This is a genomic window from Planococcus sp. TJ-201, from assembly GCF_058268495.1.
Genome location: NZ_JBZDOG010000001.1, coordinates 797,888 through 818,688, shown reverse-complemented (window position 1 = coordinate 818,688; position 20,801 = coordinate 797,888). Strand labels below are relative to the sequence as shown.

21 protein-coding genes are annotated in these 20,801 nt (G+C 42.7%); 18 read left to right on the top strand and 3 right to left on the bottom strand.

The features are described from left to right. Positions 1–240 precede the first annotated feature (240 nt). From fcl to AC4EG4_RS04215, 12 genes are all read left to right on the top strand, one after another. Positions 241–1,191, top strand: coding sequence for a GDP-L-fucose synthase (gene fcl, locus AC4EG4_RS04270; RefSeq protein WP_490986995.1), 951 nt, complete (start codon positions 241–243; stop codon positions 1,189–1,191). An 11-nt stretch (positions 1,192–1,202) separates the two neighbouring features. Next, positions 1,203–2,267, top strand: a complete 1,065-nt coding sequence (gmd, locus tag AC4EG4_RS04265) for a GDP-mannose 4,6-dehydratase (protein ID WP_490977552.1) — start codon at positions 1,203–1,205, stop codon at positions 2,265–2,267. Positions 2,268–2,436: 169 nt separating this feature from the next. Continuing rightward, complete coding sequence (locus tag AC4EG4_RS04260; protein WP_490986994.1) at positions 2,437–3,813, top strand: hypothetical protein; 1,377 nt, start codon at positions 2,437–2,439, stop codon at positions 3,811–3,813. A 53-nt stretch (positions 3,814–3,866) separates the two neighbouring features. Then, a complete protein-coding gene (locus tag AC4EG4_RS04255) occupies positions 3,867–4,976 on the top strand; it encodes a glycosyltransferase family 4 protein (RefSeq protein ID WP_490986993.1) in 1,110 nt (369 codons plus the stop codon). A gap of 50 nt (positions 4,977–5,026) precedes the next feature. Next, a complete protein-coding gene (locus AC4EG4_RS04250; protein WP_490986992.1) occupies positions 5,027–6,334 on the top strand; it encodes a glycosyltransferase family 4 protein in 1,308 nt (435 codons plus the stop codon). Between the two features lie 429 nt (positions 6,335–6,763). Next, a complete protein-coding gene (locus AC4EG4_RS04245; protein WP_490977556.1) occupies positions 6,764–8,149 on the top strand; it encodes a sugar phosphate nucleotidyltransferase in 1,386 nt (461 codons plus the stop codon). 67 nt (positions 8,150–8,216) lie between these two features. Then, positions 8,217–9,170 (top strand): mannose-6-phosphate isomerase, class I, encoded by a 954-nt coding sequence (manA, locus tag AC4EG4_RS04240; protein ID WP_490977557.1) that lies wholly within the window; start codon positions 8,217–8,219, stop codon positions 9,168–9,170. A 259-nt stretch (positions 9,171–9,429) separates the two neighbouring features. Then, positions 9,430–10,317: a UTP--glucose-1-phosphate uridylyltransferase GalU gene (gene galU, locus AC4EG4_RS04235; RefSeq protein WP_490977558.1), complete on the top strand. Its 888-nt coding sequence runs from the start codon at positions 9,430–9,432 to the stop codon at positions 10,315–10,317. Between the two features lie 20 nt (positions 10,318–10,337). Then, on the top strand, positions 10,338–10,505 hold the full coding sequence (locus AC4EG4_RS04230; protein WP_490977559.1) for a hypothetical protein: 168 nt from the start codon (positions 10,338–10,340) through the stop codon (positions 10,503–10,505). A gap of 211 nt (positions 10,506–10,716) precedes the next feature. After that, complete coding sequence (locus AC4EG4_RS04225; RefSeq protein WP_490977928.1) at positions 10,717–11,430, top strand: sugar transferase; 714 nt, start codon at positions 10,717–10,719, stop codon at positions 11,428–11,430. A 190-nt stretch (positions 11,431–11,620) separates the two neighbouring features. Continuing rightward, on the top strand, positions 11,621–12,346 hold the full coding sequence (locus AC4EG4_RS04220) for a YveK family protein (RefSeq protein ID WP_490986991.1): 726 nt from the start codon (positions 11,621–11,623) through the stop codon (positions 12,344–12,346). Between the two features lie 3 nt (positions 12,347–12,349). After that, positions 12,350–13,054 (top strand): CpsD/CapB family tyrosine-protein kinase, encoded by a 705-nt coding sequence (locus AC4EG4_RS04215; protein ID WP_490986990.1) that lies wholly within the window; start codon positions 12,350–12,352, stop codon positions 13,052–13,054. 58 nt (positions 13,055–13,112) lie between these two features. Here the strand turns inward: AC4EG4_RS04215 and AC4EG4_RS04210 are convergent, their stop codons facing one another. Then, the gene (locus AC4EG4_RS04210) at positions 13,113–13,559 is read right to left on the bottom strand and encodes a GDYXXLXY domain-containing protein (protein ID WP_490977562.1); all 447 of its coding nucleotides are present in this window, start codon (positions 13,557–13,559) and stop codon (positions 13,113–13,115) included. Beyond that, positions 13,556–14,731, bottom strand: coding sequence for a DUF2157 domain-containing protein (locus AC4EG4_RS04205; protein ID WP_490986989.1), 1,176 nt, complete (start codon positions 14,729–14,731; stop codon positions 13,556–13,558). Before AC4EG4_RS04205 ends, AC4EG4_RS04210 begins: the two co-directional genes overlap by 4 nt. 209 nt (positions 14,732–14,940) lie before the next feature. On the opposite strand from AC4EG4_RS04205, the gene AC4EG4_RS04200 reads away from it, so the two are divergent. After that, positions 14,941–15,585 (top strand): flavin reductase family protein, encoded by a 645-nt coding sequence (locus tag AC4EG4_RS04200; RefSeq protein WP_490977929.1) that lies wholly within the window; start codon positions 14,941–14,943, stop codon positions 15,583–15,585. Positions 15,586–15,672: 87 nt separating this feature from the next. After that, positions 15,673–16,218 (top strand): GNAT family N-acetyltransferase, encoded by a 546-nt coding sequence (locus AC4EG4_RS04195; protein ID WP_490977564.1) that lies wholly within the window; start codon positions 15,673–15,675, stop codon positions 16,216–16,218. 67 nt (positions 16,219–16,285) lie between these two features. On the opposite strand, the gene AC4EG4_RS04190 is transcribed toward AC4EG4_RS04195, so the two are convergent. Then, positions 16,286–16,993, bottom strand: a complete 708-nt coding sequence (locus AC4EG4_RS04190) for an MBL fold metallo-hydrolase (RefSeq protein ID WP_490977565.1) — start codon at positions 16,991–16,993, stop codon at positions 16,286–16,288. Positions 16,994–17,218: 225 nt separating this feature from the next. Here AC4EG4_RS04190 and AC4EG4_RS04185 point away from each other — a divergent pair, with 225 nt between their 5' ends. From AC4EG4_RS04185 to glpK, 4 genes are all read left to right on the top strand, one after another. Next, positions 17,219–17,491, top strand: coding sequence for a YciI family protein (locus AC4EG4_RS04185; protein WP_490977566.1), 273 nt, complete (start codon positions 17,219–17,221; stop codon positions 17,489–17,491). Positions 17,492–17,524: 33 nt separating this feature from the next. Further along, positions 17,525–18,070: a glycerol-3-phosphate responsive antiterminator gene (locus AC4EG4_RS04180; RefSeq protein ID WP_490977567.1), complete on the top strand. Its 546-nt coding sequence runs from the start codon at positions 17,525–17,527 to the stop codon at positions 18,068–18,070. A 178-nt stretch (positions 18,071–18,248) separates the two neighbouring features. After that, the gene (locus AC4EG4_RS04175) at positions 18,249–19,082 is read left to right on the top strand and encodes an MIP/aquaporin family protein (RefSeq protein WP_490977568.1); all 834 of its coding nucleotides are present in this window, start codon (positions 18,249–18,251) and stop codon (positions 19,080–19,082) included. Positions 19,083–19,101: 19 nt separating this feature from the next. Continuing rightward, a complete protein-coding gene (glpK, locus tag AC4EG4_RS04170; RefSeq protein ID WP_490986988.1) occupies positions 19,102–20,604 on the top strand; it encodes a glycerol kinase GlpK in 1,503 nt (500 codons plus the stop codon). Positions 20,605–20,801 lie beyond the last annotated feature (197 nt).

Sequence of the window (20,801 nt, the reverse complement as noted above, 5' to 3'; positions counted from 1 at the left end):
TGGATTGACTCAGTTGTAAAAAAGATTAATTTTATAGTTTATTAAAAAATCTAAATAATCTGTAATATTTAGACTATTTTATGGTAGAATGGAGAAAAAATAAATCGATGAGTAAATAGTCTCGGATATAAGGGCGGAATATGGTTTTATATGTATCGTATCCATAAATAAACTTAAAAAATCACCAGCATCCATATAGTAATTTATGTGGCAGAAGCTGAAGAAAAGGTGGGGGTATTTATGAACTTGGACGCGAAAATTTATATAGCTGGACATAGAGGGCTTGTAGGTTCTGCGATTTTAAGAGATTTAACAGCTAAAGGCTATTCCAATCTTGTATTTCGCACCAGTCAGCAACTTGACCTAACAAAGCGTGATCAAGTTGATTTATTTTTTAGAGAGGAACGGCCAGAATACGTATTTCTTGCTGCTGCGAAAGTAGGGGGCATTGTAGCGAATAATGAATATCCAGCAGATTTCATTCGTGATAATTTGATGATCCAAACAAATGTGATTGATGCTGCTTACCAAAATAACGTTAAAAAACTGCTATTCCTTGGAAGTACGTGCATTTATCCAAAGTTGGCCGCGCAGCCGATGAGAGAAGATTCACTCCTGACGGGCGAACTCGAACCGACTAATGAACCTTATGCTATTGCCAAGATTGCTGGAATCAAAATGTGCCAGTCTTATAATCGCCAATATGGAACAGATTTCATTTGTATTATGCCGACAAATTTATATGGCCAAAATGACAACTTTGATTTAAACAGTTCGCATGTTCTGCCGGCTTTGATCCGAAAATTTCATGAAGCTAAATTAAATCAAACCCCATCAGTAGAGGTTTGGGGGACCGGGACGCCCAAGCGTGAATTTCTGTATTCCGATGATTTGGCAGATGCTGCGATTTATTTAATGAATGTTTATAGCGGCAACGATTTGATCAATATTGGAATGGGGAAAGATATTTCGATAAAAGAACTAGCAGAAAAAGTTAGAAAAACGGTCGGATACGAGGGGGAAATTGTCTTTAATACATCAAAGCCAGATGGTGCGCCACGAAAATTGGTAGATGTCAGTAGACTCAGCAACCTCGGCTGGGAAGCTCAAACGCCATTAGATGAAGGTCTGGAGTATGCTTACAAATGGTTTTTAGAACATGTAGAGAAAAATACAATGTTGACCAATTGAGGGGGAAAAATATGAAAAAGGCATTGATTACTGGGGTTAATGGGCAGGATGGTTCGTTCCTATCAGATTTCTTATTGGATAAGGGGTATGAAGTTCACGGTATTATCAGAAGAAGTTCAAGCTTTAATACGAGCCGTATCGAGCATTTGTATATTGAGGAACTAAAATCGAGTGACAACTTTTATATCCACTATGGTGATATGACTGACACATCCAACATCATCCGGCTAATCAGCGAAATTAAGCCGGATGAAATCTATAATTTAGCAGCGATGTCTCATGTCAAAGTTTCATTTGAGACCCCGGAATACACGGCGGACGTTGATGGAATTGGCACCTTGCGCATTTTGGAGGCTGTCCGTATTTTAGGTTTAGAGAAAAAAACGCGTATCTACCAAGCTTCTACATCCGAACTTTACGGCAAAGTGCAGGAGGTTCCGCAAAGGGAAACAACGCCATTTTATCCCCGTTCTCCTTATGGTGTGGCAAAGTTATATGGTTACTGGATCACAAAAAACTACAGAGAGTCCTACGATATGTTTGCGGTGAACGGTATTTTGTTCAACCACGAATCAGAGCGCCGTGGTGAAACTTTTGTCACGCGAAAAATTACCATGGCAGTTGCCCGCATTGCTAATGGTAAACAAAAGACGATTTTACTAGGCAACCTTGATGCCAAAAGAGATTGGGGTTATGCCAAGGACTATGTGGAGTGCATGTGGTTAATTTTGCAGCATGATACACCAGAAGACTTTGTCATTGCGACAGGAGAAATGCACACAGTTCGTGAATTTGCGACACTGGCTTTCAAACATGCAGGGATTGAAGTGAAATGGCAAGGAGAAGGAATAAACGAGAAGGGCCTCAATGCGAAAACGGGGGAAGTAATAGTAGAGGTAAATCCAGAGTATTTCCGCTTAGCAGAAGTTGAGCAGTTGCTGGGTGATCCTTCGAAAGCGAAAAAGTTGCTTGGATGGAATCCAACTTCCACATCGTTTGAAGAGCTTGTGAAAATTATGGTTACACATGATTGCAATTTATTAAAAGAAGAAAAGAGTGCTGTCACAGAATATTGATTGTTCAGAATGGCTGAGAAATCGGTGAAAAGCCTTGAGTATCAAAGGCATCCAACTCAAAAAGCCGTTTTGATGTTTTTTGATAGACGGCAAGGCAGAAATTGTAGCTGCGAAATAGGTCAGGCTCTGATTATAAAGGCAAGAGGATTACAAATAAAGGAATGAGACGATGGAAAAACACATTGAGGCCGATGATCGATTTGAAAGAGTCCTGTATATCATCGTCAATCTACTAACTGGGATTTCGCTGATCTATTACCTGCTTCATGCCGGCCAGGTTTTCGATGCCGATGATCCATGGAATCTCTTCATTTTGATTATGTTTTCCTTAAAGTTTTTTATGGATATTTACGTCTTCAAAGTTGGTATTGCGGCATTTTCACTGGTCTTACTGTTTCTGCCAATCGTCAGCATACTTGGTTTTGGGCCGATTGGGGAGGTTCAGTCATTATTTAATGACCGCACGCACCTCATTGAAAAGCACTTTTATACCTTGGCGTTTGGTGCATTGTTTTTCTACTATATCTGGTCGATTTTGCTTTGGATGACCAATAAAACTTATCGCAGCTATGATACAAAAATCTTGGCTTTTTACTCAGGGACGGTCCAAAGTTTGTTGGCTACGTGGGTTTTCAGTGTTTTGGCTATCGCCTCTTCGATTATTTATTTACCGGATTTGCCAGGTCGGGCATACCACGATTTTTCGCCGAGCTTACTCCCGGGCAATGCTTGGAACTCCGTAGTTGTGATCACCTATTTCTTTGTTTTGATGGGGGTAAAAGGCAGTGCGATACGGAAATTTGCGATCTTCTTTGTTCCTTTTTGGCTGTTGTCCCATTACGCACGAGTTGATATTTTAGGCTTGTTGCTAATTTTGTATCTGCTGTTGACAGCTACCAAAAGAGCGGGAGTTATTAAATCAAAATTCTCGTTTAAAAAAGCTGCGTTGATTGCGGGAGGACTATTGGTGTTTTCTTACTTAGGATTGGTGCGGCATTCAGGCTTGATTTTTGATGTAGAAGCTATTTTGGATTCTGTATTTATTCTCATCAACTACCCGACTGTCCAGGATCTTGTGTATTCTACAGCCGCTGCCATTGAGGTAACTCATACTTACGGCAACTATTACACGCTGATCGACTATATCCCGCAATTGATTCCTTCATTTTTTGGAATTGAAGCACAAAGTCCACAAGCAGCCCATCTTGTCGCTTCGCTTATCCACACAAATTACGGGTTGTTTGTCTATGGAGAATATTATTTAAACTACGAGATTATCGGACTGATAATGGCTCCTTTTGTGACATTTGCCATTATTTTTGTACCGGCTGCTATCATGAAGAAATTGTTTGGTAATTTTGGTATGGCATTGGGTTATTACTGGATTGTCCTAACCATCGCGCGTGTGTTCTGGTATGGGTATATTTATTACATTAAACCCTTGATTATCATTTTGCCAATCTTCGTTCTCATCTATCTAGTCATTGCCTCATTTGAGAGAGAACTGGTAGACAAGCCGGCGCTAAAGTCGACTGAACCGCATTAAAGCTTCTAACCATTCTCGGCAAGTGCATATCAATAAATGAGAGGTGATCTAACGTGACTGGAGCAAAAAAAGGAAATTTGATTTTTGTTGGACCACTGCCTCCTCCGGTATTGGGAGAGAGTATTGCTTTGCAATCCTTGTATAAATCTGAAAAACTTCACCAGAAATATAAGGTGAAAAAAATTAATTTGAGCCGAAAGGATTTCGAACATCCAGGGGCTCTTTCTTTTGATAAAGTGTGGACCGATTCTTTTGCAATTTTATATTGCGGCTTTTTGTCGTTTGTCATGAAGAATCCAGTTTTGTACATTTCCATATCTCAAACAAAAATGGGTTTGCTGCGGGATTGTCTGATGATTCAGGCGTGCAAGCTGCTTGGCCGCGGCAAAATCGTTACGCATCTTCATGGCAATAATCTTGGTGGCACTATCGATGCCACTTCTGGCACTACGCAGAAGTTCATTATTAACGCATTGAAAAAAATTGATGTGGGCATTGTGCTGGGTGGGAAGTTGGCTCCTAATTACCGTGGACATGTCAAACGGATAGAAGTGGTATCCAATGGCATCCCGGCGAATTTCATTCTTAAAAGCGAAGTGGGGATAGGGAAAAAAACGGGGCCGGTTTCTCTTCTGTATTTAAGCAACTTGATGTTTGAAAAAGGTTATGTCGAGCTGATCAAAGCAACTACTGCATTGGTCAAAGAAGGACATAATTTGCGATTGGATTTAGTAGGCGGCATTCAAAACGAAAACGAGTTCTTGGAAGTTCAACAATATATCGCTGCGAATGAAATGGACCAGCGCATACTCTATCACGGCTTGAAACAGGGTGAAGAAAAAAAACGTTTTTTCCTTGAGTCGGATATTATGGCTCTTCCAACGAAATACAAGGTCGAAGGTCAGCCGATGTCCATAATTGAAGGGATGGCGGCAGGACTGCCGATTATTTCATCGGATAGAGGCATCATTGCGGAATTAATCAAGGATTGTGGTGTCATTATCGAACCGACAGTTGAAGGTGTTAAAACCGCGATTAAGGATTTGGTGGCCGATGACGCAGAACGTATGCGCCTTGGAAGGATGAGTCGGGAAAATTTTGAGGCGCATTATACCGAAGATAAATATACCGATGCCCTGATATCCATCTTTGATGAACTTTAAATGGAAGCTGTTCATTTTTTTCAGTCGCTCTCCGAGAAAGGAAGGTCCATATGCTACATAAAAAAAAGATTGTTTTTGTCATCAATTACTTTTATCCGGATCTCGCAGCTACCAGTCAGTTGATGACGGAGTTGACCTTGCGCCTTCAGGGTGATTTTGATATTACGGTTATTGCGGCACAGCCAGGGTATGCCGGTGAACATAATGAAGGCAAAAAGCTTTTTGAGGAAGATTACTTAGAAGGCATTAAAGTGGTTCGGATCAAATTGCCTGGGGTGGATAAAAACTCTAAAGTCAGTCGAATCAAATACATCTCCTCCTACTTTTTGCTGGCAAATATGGCTTTGTTAAAAGAAAAGGGGACGGACGTCATTTTCACGATTTCTCAACCTCCGGTATTGGGGGGGGTGATCGGAACCATCGGCAAACTGTTGAAACGTTCGCGGCATATTTATAGCGTCCATGACTTTAACCCTGAGCAGGCGCAAGCTGTGGCGTATACGAACAATCAAACTGTTTTCGGAATCGCGAAAGCTATCGATAAGCTGAATTGCAGTTACGCCGATCAAGTGCTTTTGGTAGGAGAAGATATGGCTGAAACTTTGAGGGGACGTTTTGTGGACAAAAAAGTGCCTGGTCATACCGTTATCAGCAACTGGACGGACGAGCATGCCATTGTTCCGCTTAAAAAAGATGAGCCTGCCATTCGTGAGTTTTTGAAGACGCATGGGCTAGAAAATAAATTTATTGTTATGTATTCAGGAAACCTTGGTCTCTACTATGATCTTGAAAATTTAGTTCAAGTGTCCGAGCAATTTACAGATCAGCCGGATCTCGTTTTTCTGTTTATTGGAGAAGGTGCCGTCAAGCAGCGAATTCAGGAGTATGCCGTCCAAAACAATCTTGAAAACGTCAAGTTCTTACCCTATCAGCCAAAAGAATTTCTGAAGTATTCGTTGAATGCGGCAGATGTCCATTTGGTCGTTAACCAAAAAGGCATTAAAGGGGTTTCTGTACCAAGCAAGATTTACGGCGTAATGGCAGCAGGTAAACCTGTATTAGGTGTATTAGAAGAAGGAAGTGAAGTACAGCGGTTAATTTTCGAAAGTGGAGCCGGTGTTGTCATTGAACCTCAGAATTATCAAGGAGTTGTTCATGCGATCAATTATCTCCGGAGTTTGGACCCTGAAGAATTGAGAGAAATGGGGCTTAAAGGCCGTGCTTACCTTGAAGAACATCTTACCCGGGATACGTCCATCAACAAATACCGGGATGTGCTTCATGCGGTTGCTGGAACTTCTCAGTTGGAGACTGCTTACCATACAGAACATTACAAAGAAGCAGTCAACAAAAAGTAAGCGTACTAAATCGAGCCACTATCGTGAAATCAATTTGATTTCACGATAGTGGCTTTTTTGTGTGATCGATTCCAATTACGCGATTTTATTAAGGGCGTCTTTAAATTGATTAAAATAAAATGACTATATTTTCTAAAAAAATTGAAAAATAAAATAACTAGAAAGTCTTTGGTGTCAGTGGGTTAAGGGTGATGAGTAGGTAAATATATCTGATATTTCTTATTTTTTAGAAAATTATATTGAATTATTAGGTATTTGTATATATAATACGGTTATACCTTTTTCAATTTACGTGTAAATTGAATTACTTATTTATAGGTGTAGATATATATTGCCTATAAAATTATGAGTGTTCTTTGGTTTATTTTATTTAATAAGTCTAAAGAACTGCGGTCTGACAAAATCGCAAATGAAGAAGGAGGCATAATTATGAGATTGGTATTGTTGTCTGGGGGATCAGGAAAGCGCCTATGGCCACTTTCGAACGATGCACGTTCAAAGCAATTCCTTAAAGTGCTGAGTGATGAGGATGGCAATAAAGTTTCCATGGTTCAGCGAGTGTGGAAACAGATCGAGGACACGGGGATGGCTGGAAATTCCATTATTGCGACCAGCAGTTCGCAAGTGGATATGATTAAAGCGCAATTAGGGCAAGGTGTCCATATAGTCACTGAACCGGAAAGAAGAGATACGTTCCCGGCAATTGCGCTGGCAGCTGTTTATCTTTATTCAGTCCAGAAATGCGATTTGAATGAGGTGGTGGGAATGCTGCCGGTAGATCCGTACGTTGAAAATCAATTTTTTGGTCGTGTCCAGGATTTGGAAAAAGTATTGCTCGAGTCAGGTGCAGAATTGGCACTGATGGGAGTGAAGCCGACTTATCCTTCCGCCAAATATGGCTATATTATTCCGGATAACCAATCAGAGAATTCTTATTTGACAGTAGATTACTTTAAAGAAAAGCCGACTGAACAGCAGGCAGAAGAATTGATAGAACAGAATGCATTATGGAACTGCGGCGTATTTGCTTTTAGGCTCAGTTATATCATTGATCTACTGAAAGAAAGAGGCATGCCGACCGAGTATTCCCAGCTGCTAAGAAACTATCACCGCCTTCCTAAAAACAGTTTTGATTATGAAGTGGTGGAGCGGGCGTCTCATATTGTTTCTTTGCCCTATGATGGATATTGGAAAGATTTGGGTACCTGGAATACGTTGACAGAAGAAATGGCGGTTCAGGTGACGGGTAAAGGAATCATCGGAAAAGGGGTGGAAAACTCCCATATTGTTAATGAACTCGATATTCCGATAACCTTGCTCGGCTTGGATAATGTAGTGGTAGCAGCTAGCCCGGATGGGATTTTGGTGACCGATAAAGATGCTAGCACAAAGGTGAAGGAATATGTGGAGGGCTTCGATAATCGTCCGATGTATGAAGAGCGCCGCTGGGGTTGGTATCGCGTGCTGGAGTATACGAGGTATGCTGAAGGCAATGAAGTTTTGATTAAGCGCTTGGGTATCAATGCAGGAAAAAACCTCAGCTATCAAATGCATTACAAGCGCAGTGAGGTATGGACTATCGTTAAAGGTGAGGGGATTTTTGTCTTCAATGACCAATTGAGTCACGTCAGAACAGGTGATATTATTCATATCCCTCTTGGTGCCAAGCATACATTGAAAGCGACAACCGATATAGAAATTATTGAAGTTCAAACCGGCAGCGAACTGATTGAAGAAGATATTTTCCGAACTTCCAATGAGTGGGAAGAAATTGAAGCGATTTGTAAAGTTAAGCTAACTGCTCGCCATGGATAGCAGCGGATGAGTAAAAATCTTCTTAATTATTAACGTGCTTGTCATTTCCATCATGGGAGGGAACTTCATGTACAAAGAACCCGTTTTTTTGAAGCCAGTTTTTCAAGAACGAATATGGGGTGGAGAAAAACTTCAGAAACTATTTAACTACGATATTCCTTCCCAAACAACAGGGGAAGCGTGGGTCATTTCTGCTCATGAAAATGGACCATCAATTGTTATGAATGGTGAACTGCAAGGAAAGAATTTGCTGGAGGTATGGAAGAATCATCCTCAATTATTTGGTTTTGAAACCACTGAGACCGATTTTCCATTGCTGGTGAAGATTCTCGATGCCAACGATCAATTGTCTGTTCAAGTCCATCCGGACGATCGCTATGCACGAGAACTGGCCCATCAACCATTCGGAAAAACAGAGTGCTGGTATATCTTGGATTGTGACGAAGATGCTGAAATTATAATTGGGCATCAAGCGCAATCGCGTGAGGAGTTTCAGCAATTGGTGAGCGAAGGGGAATGGCAAAAACTGTTTCAGAGCATCAAGGTAAGAAAAGGTGATTTTGTGTATGTACCAAGTGGAACCTTGCATTCGATCGGCAAAGGGATCGTTATTCTGGAGACGCAGCAAAGCTCTGATATTACATTCAGGCTCTATGATTATGATCGTGTGGATCCAGAAGGCAAAAAGCGTGAACTGCATTTAGAAGAAGCCATGACAGTGATGACATGTCCGCATCAGCAATTTGTTCAGGACAACTTGAAGGAACAGTTAAACAATCTTCAATCGACGCGGTTGATTGAAGGCGAGTACTTCACGGTATATCATTGGCAGCTTGGTGGGAAGGTGGAAGTTCCATTATCAACGGGATTCCTATTGGTCAGTGTCATTAATGGATCAGGTCACCTAGTCACGGAGGAAAGTGTATCGACGGTGAAAAAGGGTGACAACTTCATTGTACCTGCCACTATCGGTAATTATTTTATGGATGGAGATTTGGAAATGATTGTATCCCACACATAAATACGTTTTAAATTATCTGAATATTAGAATATATGTTAAAGATAAAAGTATAAAATTAGTGAGTATATAGAACCATTTTTATTATTAAAATTAATAATTCTTAATAATAAAACTATTTTTAAGGGACTATCGATGTTACAATGGGACAGTATTTAGGTATCTAAATGCTATAAAGAAGCTTTCTTTGTTAAAAAGTTTCCTTCCCGTTAGTGAATACAACAATCGATATTCTCGACTAATTCAAAGGCGGGTGGATTATATGGTGAAAAAGGTAAGAAAGGCAATTATTCCTGCAGCAGGTCTAGGTACCCGATTTCTTCCGGTAACCAAGGCGATGCCCAAAGAAATGTTGCCAATAGTAGACAAACCAACCATTCAATACATTGTTGAAGAAGCCATTGCTTCAGGCATCGAAGACATTATTATAGTTACAGGAAAAGGCAAGCGCGCTATTGAAGACCATTTTGATAAAAACTTTGAACTGGAAGATAATTTGTTCAAAAAGGGGAAGTTTGAACTTCTTGAAAAAGTTCAGCACACCTCCAATGTAGAAATTCACTATATACGCCAAAAAGAACCCAAGGGCTTGGGGCACGCCGTTTGGAGCGCTCGCAAGTTTATCGGAAATGAACCATTTGCGGTCCTGCTGGGAGATGACCTAGTAAAAGCAGAGAAACCTTGTTTAAAACAATTGATTGATCAATATGACAAAATGCAGTCATCTATTATTGGAGTTCAGCAAGTGCCGGACCATGAAACACATCGGTACGGCATCATTGATCCAAGTGGGGTGGATGGGCGTTGCTATCAGGTCAGCAACTATGTGGAAAAACCTAAGGCGGGTACAGCTCCTTCCAATCTGGCAATTATGGGGCGTTATATTCTAGATCCTGAAATTTTTGATTTTCTAGGTACACAGAGTGCCGGGGCAGGAGGAGAGATCCAATTGACGGACGCCATTCAAAAGCTGAACAAGGTGCAAAATGTCTATGCTTATGATTTCGAAGGCAAGCGTTACGATGTAGGCGAGAAGCTTGGTTTTATACGCACAACCATTGAATTTGCCTTGGATAGCCCTGAGTTTGGCAAAGACGTAGAAAGTATCATTAAAGAAATCATGGCTGAGAAAGCTGCTGCATCGACGTAGATGAAGAAAAAGTTGTAAAAATGAGAAAAGGCATTTTTCCTATATACGAAACTGACCTTAGTGGCTTGGTGAAAAAACATTACGGCAAGGCGCAAAAGCTTTACGACAAATCACTGGGAGGGACTTCGACAGACAAGTATTGTTTATGCTGCGGTAGAAATTCCATAAAACAAAGCCGGTTCAGCTGATTTGGGTTTTGTAGAAAAACTCGCAAAAAGCATTGCTGAAGAGGTAGAAAATAATGTTTTTGTCTGTAGGAAAAGCACCGTTTCCGATACGAGAAACTGGTTTGCATTAAAGGCCAAAGAGAAAAGTGGAATTGATTACCATTCAATCGGAAGACCGGTTTCAACCAAACTGATCGAAGCAGCGCCCATCTGATTGACAAAGGAATTTATGATGAAAGTGGTGATTCAAATGTCAGTGTCCGCTCCTGAAAAAGAAAAAATGGATGTAAATACAAGATACCGCGAAATGGTATTTGAAAGCGTTAAGACAAATACGAGCAATGGATATTTGTATACAAAACGCTTTTTGGATATTGCCGGTTCGCTAATGGGTCTGGTCATATTGATTCCCTTATTTCTGATTATCAGTTTGCTAATAAAAATGGAGGATCCTCATGGTCCAGTATTCTTTAAGCAGAAAAGGGTTGGCAAGCATGGGAAGTCTTTTGATATGTATAAGTTCCGTTCCATGGTGTGCAACGCGGAGGATCTGAAAGCCTCACTGCTAAAACAAAACGAAGCCTCTGGTCCGGTATTCAAGATTAAAAGCGATCCAAGAATTACGAAAATTGGCAAGTTTATTAGAAAAACCAGCATAGATGAACTGCCGCAGCTGGTTAATGTGCTAAGCGGAGATATGAGCATTGTAGGGCCAAGACCTGCTTTACCTGATGAGGTAGCACAGTATACAAACTATGAAAAACAGCGCATTAGTGTAACTCCGGGTTTGACCTGCTTTTGGCAGGTTAACGGAAGAAGCAATATCAGTTTTCAAGAATGGGTCGAAATGGATTTGGAGTACATCCGCAATCGAAACACAATGATGGACATTAAATTAATTTTGAAAACCATATTGGTGCTGTTCGGTTCTAAGGATGCCTATTGATGGAAAATCGGAAGGTTTATTGGAAGGCTACGTTTTATTGTCAAAGGCAATCATTCGTTCAACCATGGGACATCAATTAAGTTGATGTCCCATGGTTGATTGAAAGAGAAATAACTGGTATAAGATCCAATATCCGATGTTATTGCTTTTGAGTGTTTATACATTTCTGGTCGAAAGGAGGGATGGCGAAATGATCGAAACCATCAGCTTGCGTGAAATTTATTTGATTTTAAAAAATCGAATACGGCTCATTCTAACCATAACCATCGCATTCGTGATTGTTGCGGCATTGGTATCGTATTATATGCTTACACCTATGTATCAAACCTCCACTCAGCTTCTGGTCAGCCAGCAACAGACTGAAGCAGGGCTGGACAGCCAAAGTATCGAAACAGATTTGCAGTTAGTCGGTACATACGGGGAAATTATTAAAAGTCCGGTCATACTTGAGCAGGTAATCAGCCAATTGGGATTGGACATGTCTTATGAAGAACTCGATGATAAAGTAACTGTGGAAATTGCAGAAAGTTCGCAACTGCTTACTATTGTGGTGGTGGATGAAGACCTTGCAACGGCTGTGGAAATTGCAAACAACACAGCTGAAATTTTTGAAGTAGAGATTGTGGAATTAATGAATGCAAATAATGTTTCGATCCTGTCACCAGCAGTAGCCATGGAGAATCAGACACCTGTATCACCAAATCCTCCACTCAATATTTTGCTTGGAGCAGTTGCCGGTCTTCTGATTGGTGCAGTTATCGCTCTGATTTTACGCTATCTGGATACGACCCTCAGAGGAGAAAAGGACATACAGGATGTGTTAGGAATTCCTGTGCTTGGAGCGATCTCAGCAATGAGTGAAGAAGAAGACATTCCGGCCAATGAGCCGATTGCCTTTAAACGCAGGGAGGCATAATAAATGGTGAAGAAAAAGAACAAGCCTGAAGCGAAAAACAGGAAACTGATTGCCTTTACCAATCCAAAGTCGAGGGTATCTGAGCAGTTCAGAACCTTGCGAACAAATATTCATTTTTCTTCTCTTGATGGGGAGATTCGATCTCTGGTTATTACTTCTGCTTCTCACTCGGAGGGGAAATCGACCACCTCATCGAATCTGGCAATCGTGTTCGCCCAAGAAGGCAAACGTGTCTTATTGATTGATGCGGACATGAGAAAGCCAACGATGCACGATACGTTCAAAATTAACAATTCGCGGGGGCTGTCAAATGTATTGGCCCGTCAGATTGCGTTGAAAGTAGCAATTCACTCGGCAGAAATTGAAAATCTTGATCTTTTGCCGAGTGGGCCAATTCCGCCCAATCCAGCAGAATTGTTGAGCTCTCACAGCATGGATTTACTATTTGATCAAGCACTCGACACCTACGACCTGCTAATTTTTGATACACCGCCTGTCTTGTCTGTAACAGATAGTGTGGTTTTAGCAAATAGATGTGAAGGCGCTATTCTAGTAGTGAACTCAGGGAAAACAGAACGAGAGCATGCTCTTAAAGCAAAAGAAGCCATTACTGCCTCATCTAAAACGCGGCTGCTGGGAGTAGTGATCAATAACATCAAAGCACAAAAGAATAGTGCCTATGCACAGTATTATGGCGCAGAAAGATAAAGCTGCTGGAAAACTAAAAAAGTTCAATCAGTGCGCTGATTGAACTTTTTTTATGGTTTCATTCCAAACGTTCTTGCAGGTCGACCGGTCGAATGGTTCCCCAGTCAGAGACGTCAATGATTACTTGCAAGTCGCGTGCCGTCTCAAGTTGCAAGCCAAGTCCTTGCTCAACGTAGAATTGTTCCAGTTGTGGGGCAGTGACGTTGCCCCCGAGGACGGATCCTTCAATAGCTCCGAAAAAGGGTTCGCTATCGATTCGATCAATGACGGCATAGCCATCATTCCCTTCTTTCAACGTAAAGTAAACTGAGCTGTCATCGGTAATAGACGATGTCTGTAAATCCGGGTATTGCAACATGACGTATTCCCCGTAGAACGGGTCGAACGGATCAAAAGGTTCAGCTCTTAAAACATACTGCTCACCAAACCAGGAAGCCGCGTAATAACTTGCAAGCAGGATGATGACAACTGCTGTTTGGATGATTGGGAAGAGCCAGGATTTCATGGTTTGTCACCCTCTTTCCTGCGGTTAATCCACCAGGCTACAGCTGACAACAGGAACAACAGCAATGCACCGATCAGGAAGAAAAGCGACATGTCGAGTCGGTCCCACGCATATATAATGTAAATCACAAATTGCACAACGATGAAATAAACAAAGCCTAACCCTAAAGGTTCATTTCGCCGCTGGGCAATAATTAAGTATGCAAGTGCGGACAGTTCAGCAACCGTCGCCAGGCCGATTGCTGTTTCGTCAAAGAGCAGCAATCCAATGGATCCGGGAACCGCAATCCACATAAGGGAACGAAATTTGAAAAAGCAAAGGATGAGCACGCCAATCCCAACGACGGCTAAGGCAATAGCTTCTGTCGCATGGTTAGCATCAATCACACTAACAAAGCTTTGGCCGCGTACTGCCAAATAGACGACGACCAGCATACCGGATGCAAGCAAATAAAGTGGGCGAATCATCTGTTGCTTGTTTTCAGATGCGATAAACAGGAGCAGTACAAGCGCGAACAGCGTCCAGACCGGCCACAGTGAACTGTCATAATCCACTAATCCCCAGAGCATAAATCCGGAAGCAAACAACAAAATCCAACTGAAAGCCACAGGTGCAAAGCTATTGCTAAAGTAGAACCACGCTGCAGTAATGGCAATGAAGATCCCCCATTCCAGCCATCCAATGTTAGGGATGGACGATATCAATACCGCAGCACCAAAGATAAACCCAATGACGGAATAAATGAGCTTTCTCCAATAAAAGAAATGGGCAAGTGTTGCTAAGTACATTGCCCACGGCAAAACGGAATTAGCCAATGGGAAATGGAATGTTTGTACAGTCACCAACACAGTGGCACCAAACATCGCCAAGCCAATCACTCGAAAGAGGAGTGGTGAGCTAAAAGCTTTTTTCTCTGAAAAATGAGCAATGCTATAAAACAACCACATCAAAACCAGCATCAACAAAACCTTGGCTAAGTCTGGTATGGCTTGCCAATTGGCCGCAATAAAACTGAAAATCGCCAAAGCAAAGAAAATCAAACCAATCATTAACAGCAGCGGAAGCTTTTTAGGTGCAGGTTGCTGCTTTTCAAAAGCTAAGATTTGTTCAGCCGTTGCTTGATCTAACAAGCCTGCTCGAAGCCACTGTTTTACTTTCTGCTCCATTTCCATAGGTAGTCCCTCCTCTGGTCTTACTATGATTATAGTCCTGCTAAGTTCGAAAAAACAGCTACTTGAGTAGTGTATTTGAATGTTTATGTTGACGTGCATATTCAAGTCATTCACATGTATTTTTACTCATTAATTGCTAAAAAAACGGATTTAAAATGATGTGAAAAGGGAAAAGAAAAGCAAGAGAGTGGAAGGGGTGGTTGAAGAAAATGATTATTGATCCATTAAACATGACTGCACAGCAGAATTACAAACTGCTAATTGGAAGTGTGGTGCCTCGACCTATTGCCTGGGTGTCCACCATGTCGTTGGACGGCGTTGCCAATTTAGCGCCTTATAGTTTTTTTACAGTGGTGTCGCGCAATCCGCCCATGCTGGCTTTTTCTGTTGGCGAAGGGGTTGAGGCTCGTGCCGGCACAGTCAAAGATACCTTGCAAAATATACGTGAAAACAAAGAGTTTGTCATTAATATTGTGACTGCGCCACTAGCCAATGAAATGGCAAAAAGTGGCGAACATATTGCGAGAGAAGTCGATGAATTCGAATATACTGGATTGACAGCTGCAGAATCGATTGAAGTTTCTGTGCCACGCGTTTTGGAAGCACCCATCAATATGGAGTGTAGACTGCACGACATTATTCAGTTGGGGGACGATCACCTGGTAATTGGCAAGCTTGTGAAATTTCATGTGAAAGATGAACTCTATCAAAATGGACGCATCAATTTGGAAAAGCTGGCGCCGATTGGACGATTAGCTGGAAATTACGCACCGGTAGAAACCATTTTTTCCTTGCCCATCGACCATTTGGAAAGTATCTTAAAAACACCTATTGATCAATCAGAAAATACGTAACCTACTGCCACTGCCGCTTTTGTTTATTCAATTGAATAACCAATAGCGGTTTTCTTATTCACCAAAAGACAAGAAAGGAGTGTTTGGATGGAGTTGGATATAGGGAAAGTCAGCTTTCGGCGATTGCGGCGTGAACATTTGCCGCAGCTCTATGAATGGATTACAAGAGAGCCGCCAGCCACAAGGTTTTGGGGCTATGTGCAAGGTTCTACGTATGGCCAGTTTGTTCAGGAATTTACGGACAGCATCAAGGGCAAAGATCCGACAAGGCCCTATATCATTTATTACGAAGAAACGCCGATAGGATACATTCAAACCTATCGATGGAGCGATTATCCCGGCTGTGAAAAGTACGAGGAACTGCATAAAGCCGCTGGACTAGATGTGCTGATTGGTGCCAAGGGCTATCGAAACAAAGGACTGGGTTCCAAGGTTCTTCACAAATTTTTGAAAGAAATCATCTTTGCGGATTCGCAAATCCTATTCTGCGTCACCGATCCAGATATCCGGAATACTGTCGCGATCCGTGCCTATGAGAAAACAGGCTTCCAAAAGGCGCGGCAAGTGGATGAAGTACTGGATGAGCCGAGACCAGTGATGTTAATGCGGGTGGGACGCAAAGAGGTGAAATAACAAACCCGTTTGCCAGAAAGTTTTCTGGCAAACGGGTTTTATTGCGTGCTAGAAGCAGACAGCCTCTTTATTGAAGATTTTTCTCGCTTTCTGAAATAGCCAAGTCGATAGCATCCAGCGGTTTGGTGATCATCTTACCATGTCCAACTGCCAATAATTGCGGATCGAGCTGGCGTATTTTTTTCCCGCTCTCGAGCGCTACTCGTTTGTTCCATGTCGCAAAGGCAGGAAAGGGAAATGATGCTTTAAGTGTCCCGGAGACGGCAATGCCGCCGCGTGTCTGAAAAGCATCTCCAGCAAGCAAAAAGTGGTTGCGCGTATCCACTAAGGAAATAGAGCCCGGTGTATGGCCTGGCGTATTGATCACTTTCAGAGAGCCGACCCTGTCGCCTTCTTCGAGCAAACGGTCCGGCTGCGTCTTAACGTTTTTAGGGACACCGCCTTTGATTGGCGAATCAGGTTCCCCGGGAAGCAGGCTCGTATCTCCGGCAAGCAAACGTGCATCACGTGCCGATATGCTGACAATAGCGTCTGGCCATTCCCGCTTAATGGCATCAAGCGCGCCGATATGATCGCTATGCGCATGGGTAATAACAATTTGGGTCAGCGGCTTTTTCATGACCTTGATTGATAATAAAATCTGTTTAGCATTTAATCCTAAAGCAGCATCCACCAGTGTCAGTTCGTTTTCTTCATCAACTACATAGCAGTTTACGGGAAAGAATCGAGGCATAAACGTTAATTGATAGACAGGTCCTTTTTTTGTCATCCGCACAGCCAATCAGCTCCTTAGGGGTGATGTAAGTTAGTTCCAGTTTACCCAGTTTGGCAAGTATATTAACGGATTTGGAACGTATTTCGTAAGATTTAAAAAGTATTTATTCAACTTCGAAAAAATATCCAACTAACTGAAAAAAACGTGGCGATTAGCAAAGAATTCATGGCAATCAAAGACTTTTTGCAGCCTGCTCCTTATAATAAAGAAAAAGGGGGCGTATTCATGAAATACTTTGCAGTCATGTTGCCCATGAAAGATGTTGACAAGAGCCGGGAGTTTCGGCCGCAGCATCTGGCATTTCTAGAAGACAAACGCATTAACGGCCAAGTGGCAGCCAATGGCAAGTTTGCAGACGGCTCTGGCGGACTGGTCATTTACCGGGTTGATTCGTATGCAGCCTGCGAAGCATTGGTGAAGATGGATCCGTATGTTGCAGAAGGTGCGAGGCAATATGAGATTTTTGAATGGGAAGCGGTTTGGGCGGATAATGCTTGATAAAAGCATGGAGACAATTGAGGAGGAACCCCTGTGCATGAGTTAAATGGCGTTTTGCCAGTTTTGCGTAATATGAAAGAGTTTGAACGCTTGCTCGAGAGCGATCACGAGTACATTATCTTTTTGGAAATTCGGCTGGCGCAGCTTAAGCAACTGGTGCAGGCCGCGAAAAAAGCCAACAAAAAAGTGATTCTCCACGTGGATTTGATTCAAGGACTAAAGACAGATTCTTACGGATTTGAATATTTGATGAGGGAAGTCAAACCGGACGGCATCGTTTCCACGCGCAGCAACGTGATCGCTTTGGCAAAGAAAAACAACTTGTTGACGATTCAGCGGCTGTTTTTGCTGGACAGCCAAGCGCTTGAACACAATATAAAGCTCATCAATCAAGTTACTCCAGATTATATCGAGATTCTGCCTGGCATCATTCCATCGGTCATTAAAGAGGTTTTTGATAAGACGGGCATTCCGGTTATCGCGGGAGGATTGATCCGGACGAAAGAAGATATTCAATTGGCCTATGATGGCGGAGCTAAAGCCATTTCCACCTCTCAGCCGGAACTTTGGGAATTATAAATTGTTGACAGCGTTTTCACTAACTGGTAACTTTGTATTTACAAGTTAAGAACTGTGCTGGAGAAATGGAGACCCACACTGAAAAGAACGCTTCTTACGGAGAAGCAGTTTGATTCAGTGCGGGTCTTTTTCTATTTTCAAAGAGCGGTTCAAAGACAAAAAATAAAGGTGTGTTACAATGACGGAATTTTTAGCAGAAGTGGTTGGCACGATGATTTTGATTATTTTTGGAGCTGGCGTCGTCGCCGGTGTCGTGTTAAAAGATTCGAAAGCTGAAAACAGTGGATGGATAGTCGTCACGATTGCCTGGGGACTCGCCGTTACGATGGGGATATATGCAGTCGGCAATTTTTCCGGAGCGCATTTAAATCCAGCAGTAACACTCGGGTTTGCGGCGGTTGGAGATTTCCCATGGGCGAAAGTTCCCGTTTATATTGCGGCACAAATTTTGGGTGCAATCATTGGTGCGGCTATTGTTTTTTTCAATTACTTGCCGCATTGGAGACAGACCAAAGACGCCGAAACGAAATTGGCCGTATTTGCAACAATTCCTGCAATCCGCCGTCCATTTTCGAATTTGGTCAGTGAAATTATTGGTACAGCCGTATTGGTTATGGGCCTCTTGTTCATCGGCGCAAACGAGTTTACAGAAGGGTTGAATCCATTAATTGTCGGTGCATTGATAATGGCAATCGGAATGTCGCTTGGCGGCACGACGGGGTATGCGATCAATCCTGCGCGTGATCTTGGTCCCCGTATTGCTCATGCATTGCTGCCAATTCCGGGTAAAGGCAAATCGGATTGGTCTTATGCCTGGGTGCCGGTTGTCGGCCCGATATTCGGCGGGGTGTACGGCGCATTGTTTTACAAAGCGCTGTTCACTGGAGCTTACGGTCTGCCATTTTGGATGATGAGCATTGCCCTATTCCTGGTTTTATTTGGTGCAGCAAGTGTAGAATTGAGAAAAGAGCGGACAACCGCTGATAAATTAGAAGAAAAAATTGTTTCATAACCCATTGGAGGAGATTGTTTTGACTAAAGATTATATTTTGTCCATAGACCAGGGCACAACCAGTTCACGTGCCGTATTATTGAACCATAAAGGTGAGATTTTCGAGACAGCTCAACAGGAGTTTCAGCAGTTTTTCCCGAAACCGGGCTGGGTCGAGCATGATGCCAATGAAATTTGGACCTCAGTTTTAGCCTGTATCGCAGAAGTGCTGCGCAAATCAGACGTTGATCCTACGCAAATCGCGGGAATCGGCATCACCAACCAGCGTGAGACGACGGTCGTCTGGGACCGCAACACAGGCAAACCTATCTACAAAGCCATCGTCTGGCAGTCGCGCCAAACAGACGGCATTTGCAACGACTTGAAAGAGCAAGGATTGAACGAAGTATTCCGCAAAAAAACCGGCCTGCTGATTGATGCATATTTTTCTGGAACAAAAGTAAAATGGATATTGGACAATGTCGAAGGCGCACGCGAAAAAGCGGACAATGGCGACTTAATGTTCGGTACGATCGATTCGTGGCTGGTCTATAAATTATCAGGCGGCGCGGCCCATGTCACCGATTACAGCAATGCGTCCCGTACGTTGATGTATAACATTTATGACTTAGAATGGGATCAGGAACTCTTGGACATTTTGACCGTTCCGAAAAGCATGCTTCCTGAAGTGCGTCAGTCATCGGAAGTGTATGCCCATACCGTTAACTATCATTTCTTCGGACACGAAGTGCCGATTGCCGGCATGGCTGGTGACCAGCAAGCCGCTTTATTTGGCCAAGCTTGCTTTGAAAAAGGCATGGCGAAGAATACATATGGCACAGGCTGCTTTATGTTGATGAACACGGGCGAAGAAGGCGTTGTATCGGAGCATGGTTTATTGACAACATTGGCTTGGGGTGTTGACGGCAAAGTGGAATATGCGCTTGAAGGCAGCATTTTTGTCGCCGGTTCAGCGATTCAATGGCTGCGCGACGGCCTGCAGATTATTGAAAACGCGCCGGAAAGCGAAGACTACGCTATGCAAGTCGAATCAACTGATGGCGTCTATATGGTTCCGGCATTTGTTGGACTTGGAACGCCATACTGGGATACAGATGCACGCGGCGCCGTTTTCGGCCTGACACGCGGCACAACTAAAGCTCATTTTATTCGGGCAACGCTTGAGGCGCTCGCATACCAGACAAAAGACGTTGTAGATGTTATGATAGAAGATGCAGGGATCGAATTGAAAACCTTGCGCGTTGATGGCGGAGCGGTCGGCAATGATTTGCTGATGCAGTTCCAAAGCGATATTCTGGATGTTCCAGTGGAACGCCCAATGATTCAGGAAACGACAGCACTTGGCGCTGCGTATTTAGCAGGTCTGGCAGTCGGATTCTGGAAAGACAAAGAAGAAATCGCCCAGCAATGGAAAATCGACAAAACCTTTACACGCGACATGCCGGCTGAAGACAGCGAAACTTTGTACGAAGGCTGGAAAAATGCGGTATCGGCAACACGTTCATTTAAACCAGTGAAATAACCTACAAGTTAATAATAGAACGACACGGCCGGAGACTATGAGAGACCATGCCACATTTGCAGAAAAAATTCTGCAGCTGTGCCTGGATCTCTCTTTTTATATGCAATAGCAGAATCACTCCAGGCAGCTGGTTTCAGCTCTTGCTTTTAAGGGCAAGCAAAGAACGATCAGAAAAAAATTTCAACTACACAAAAAGG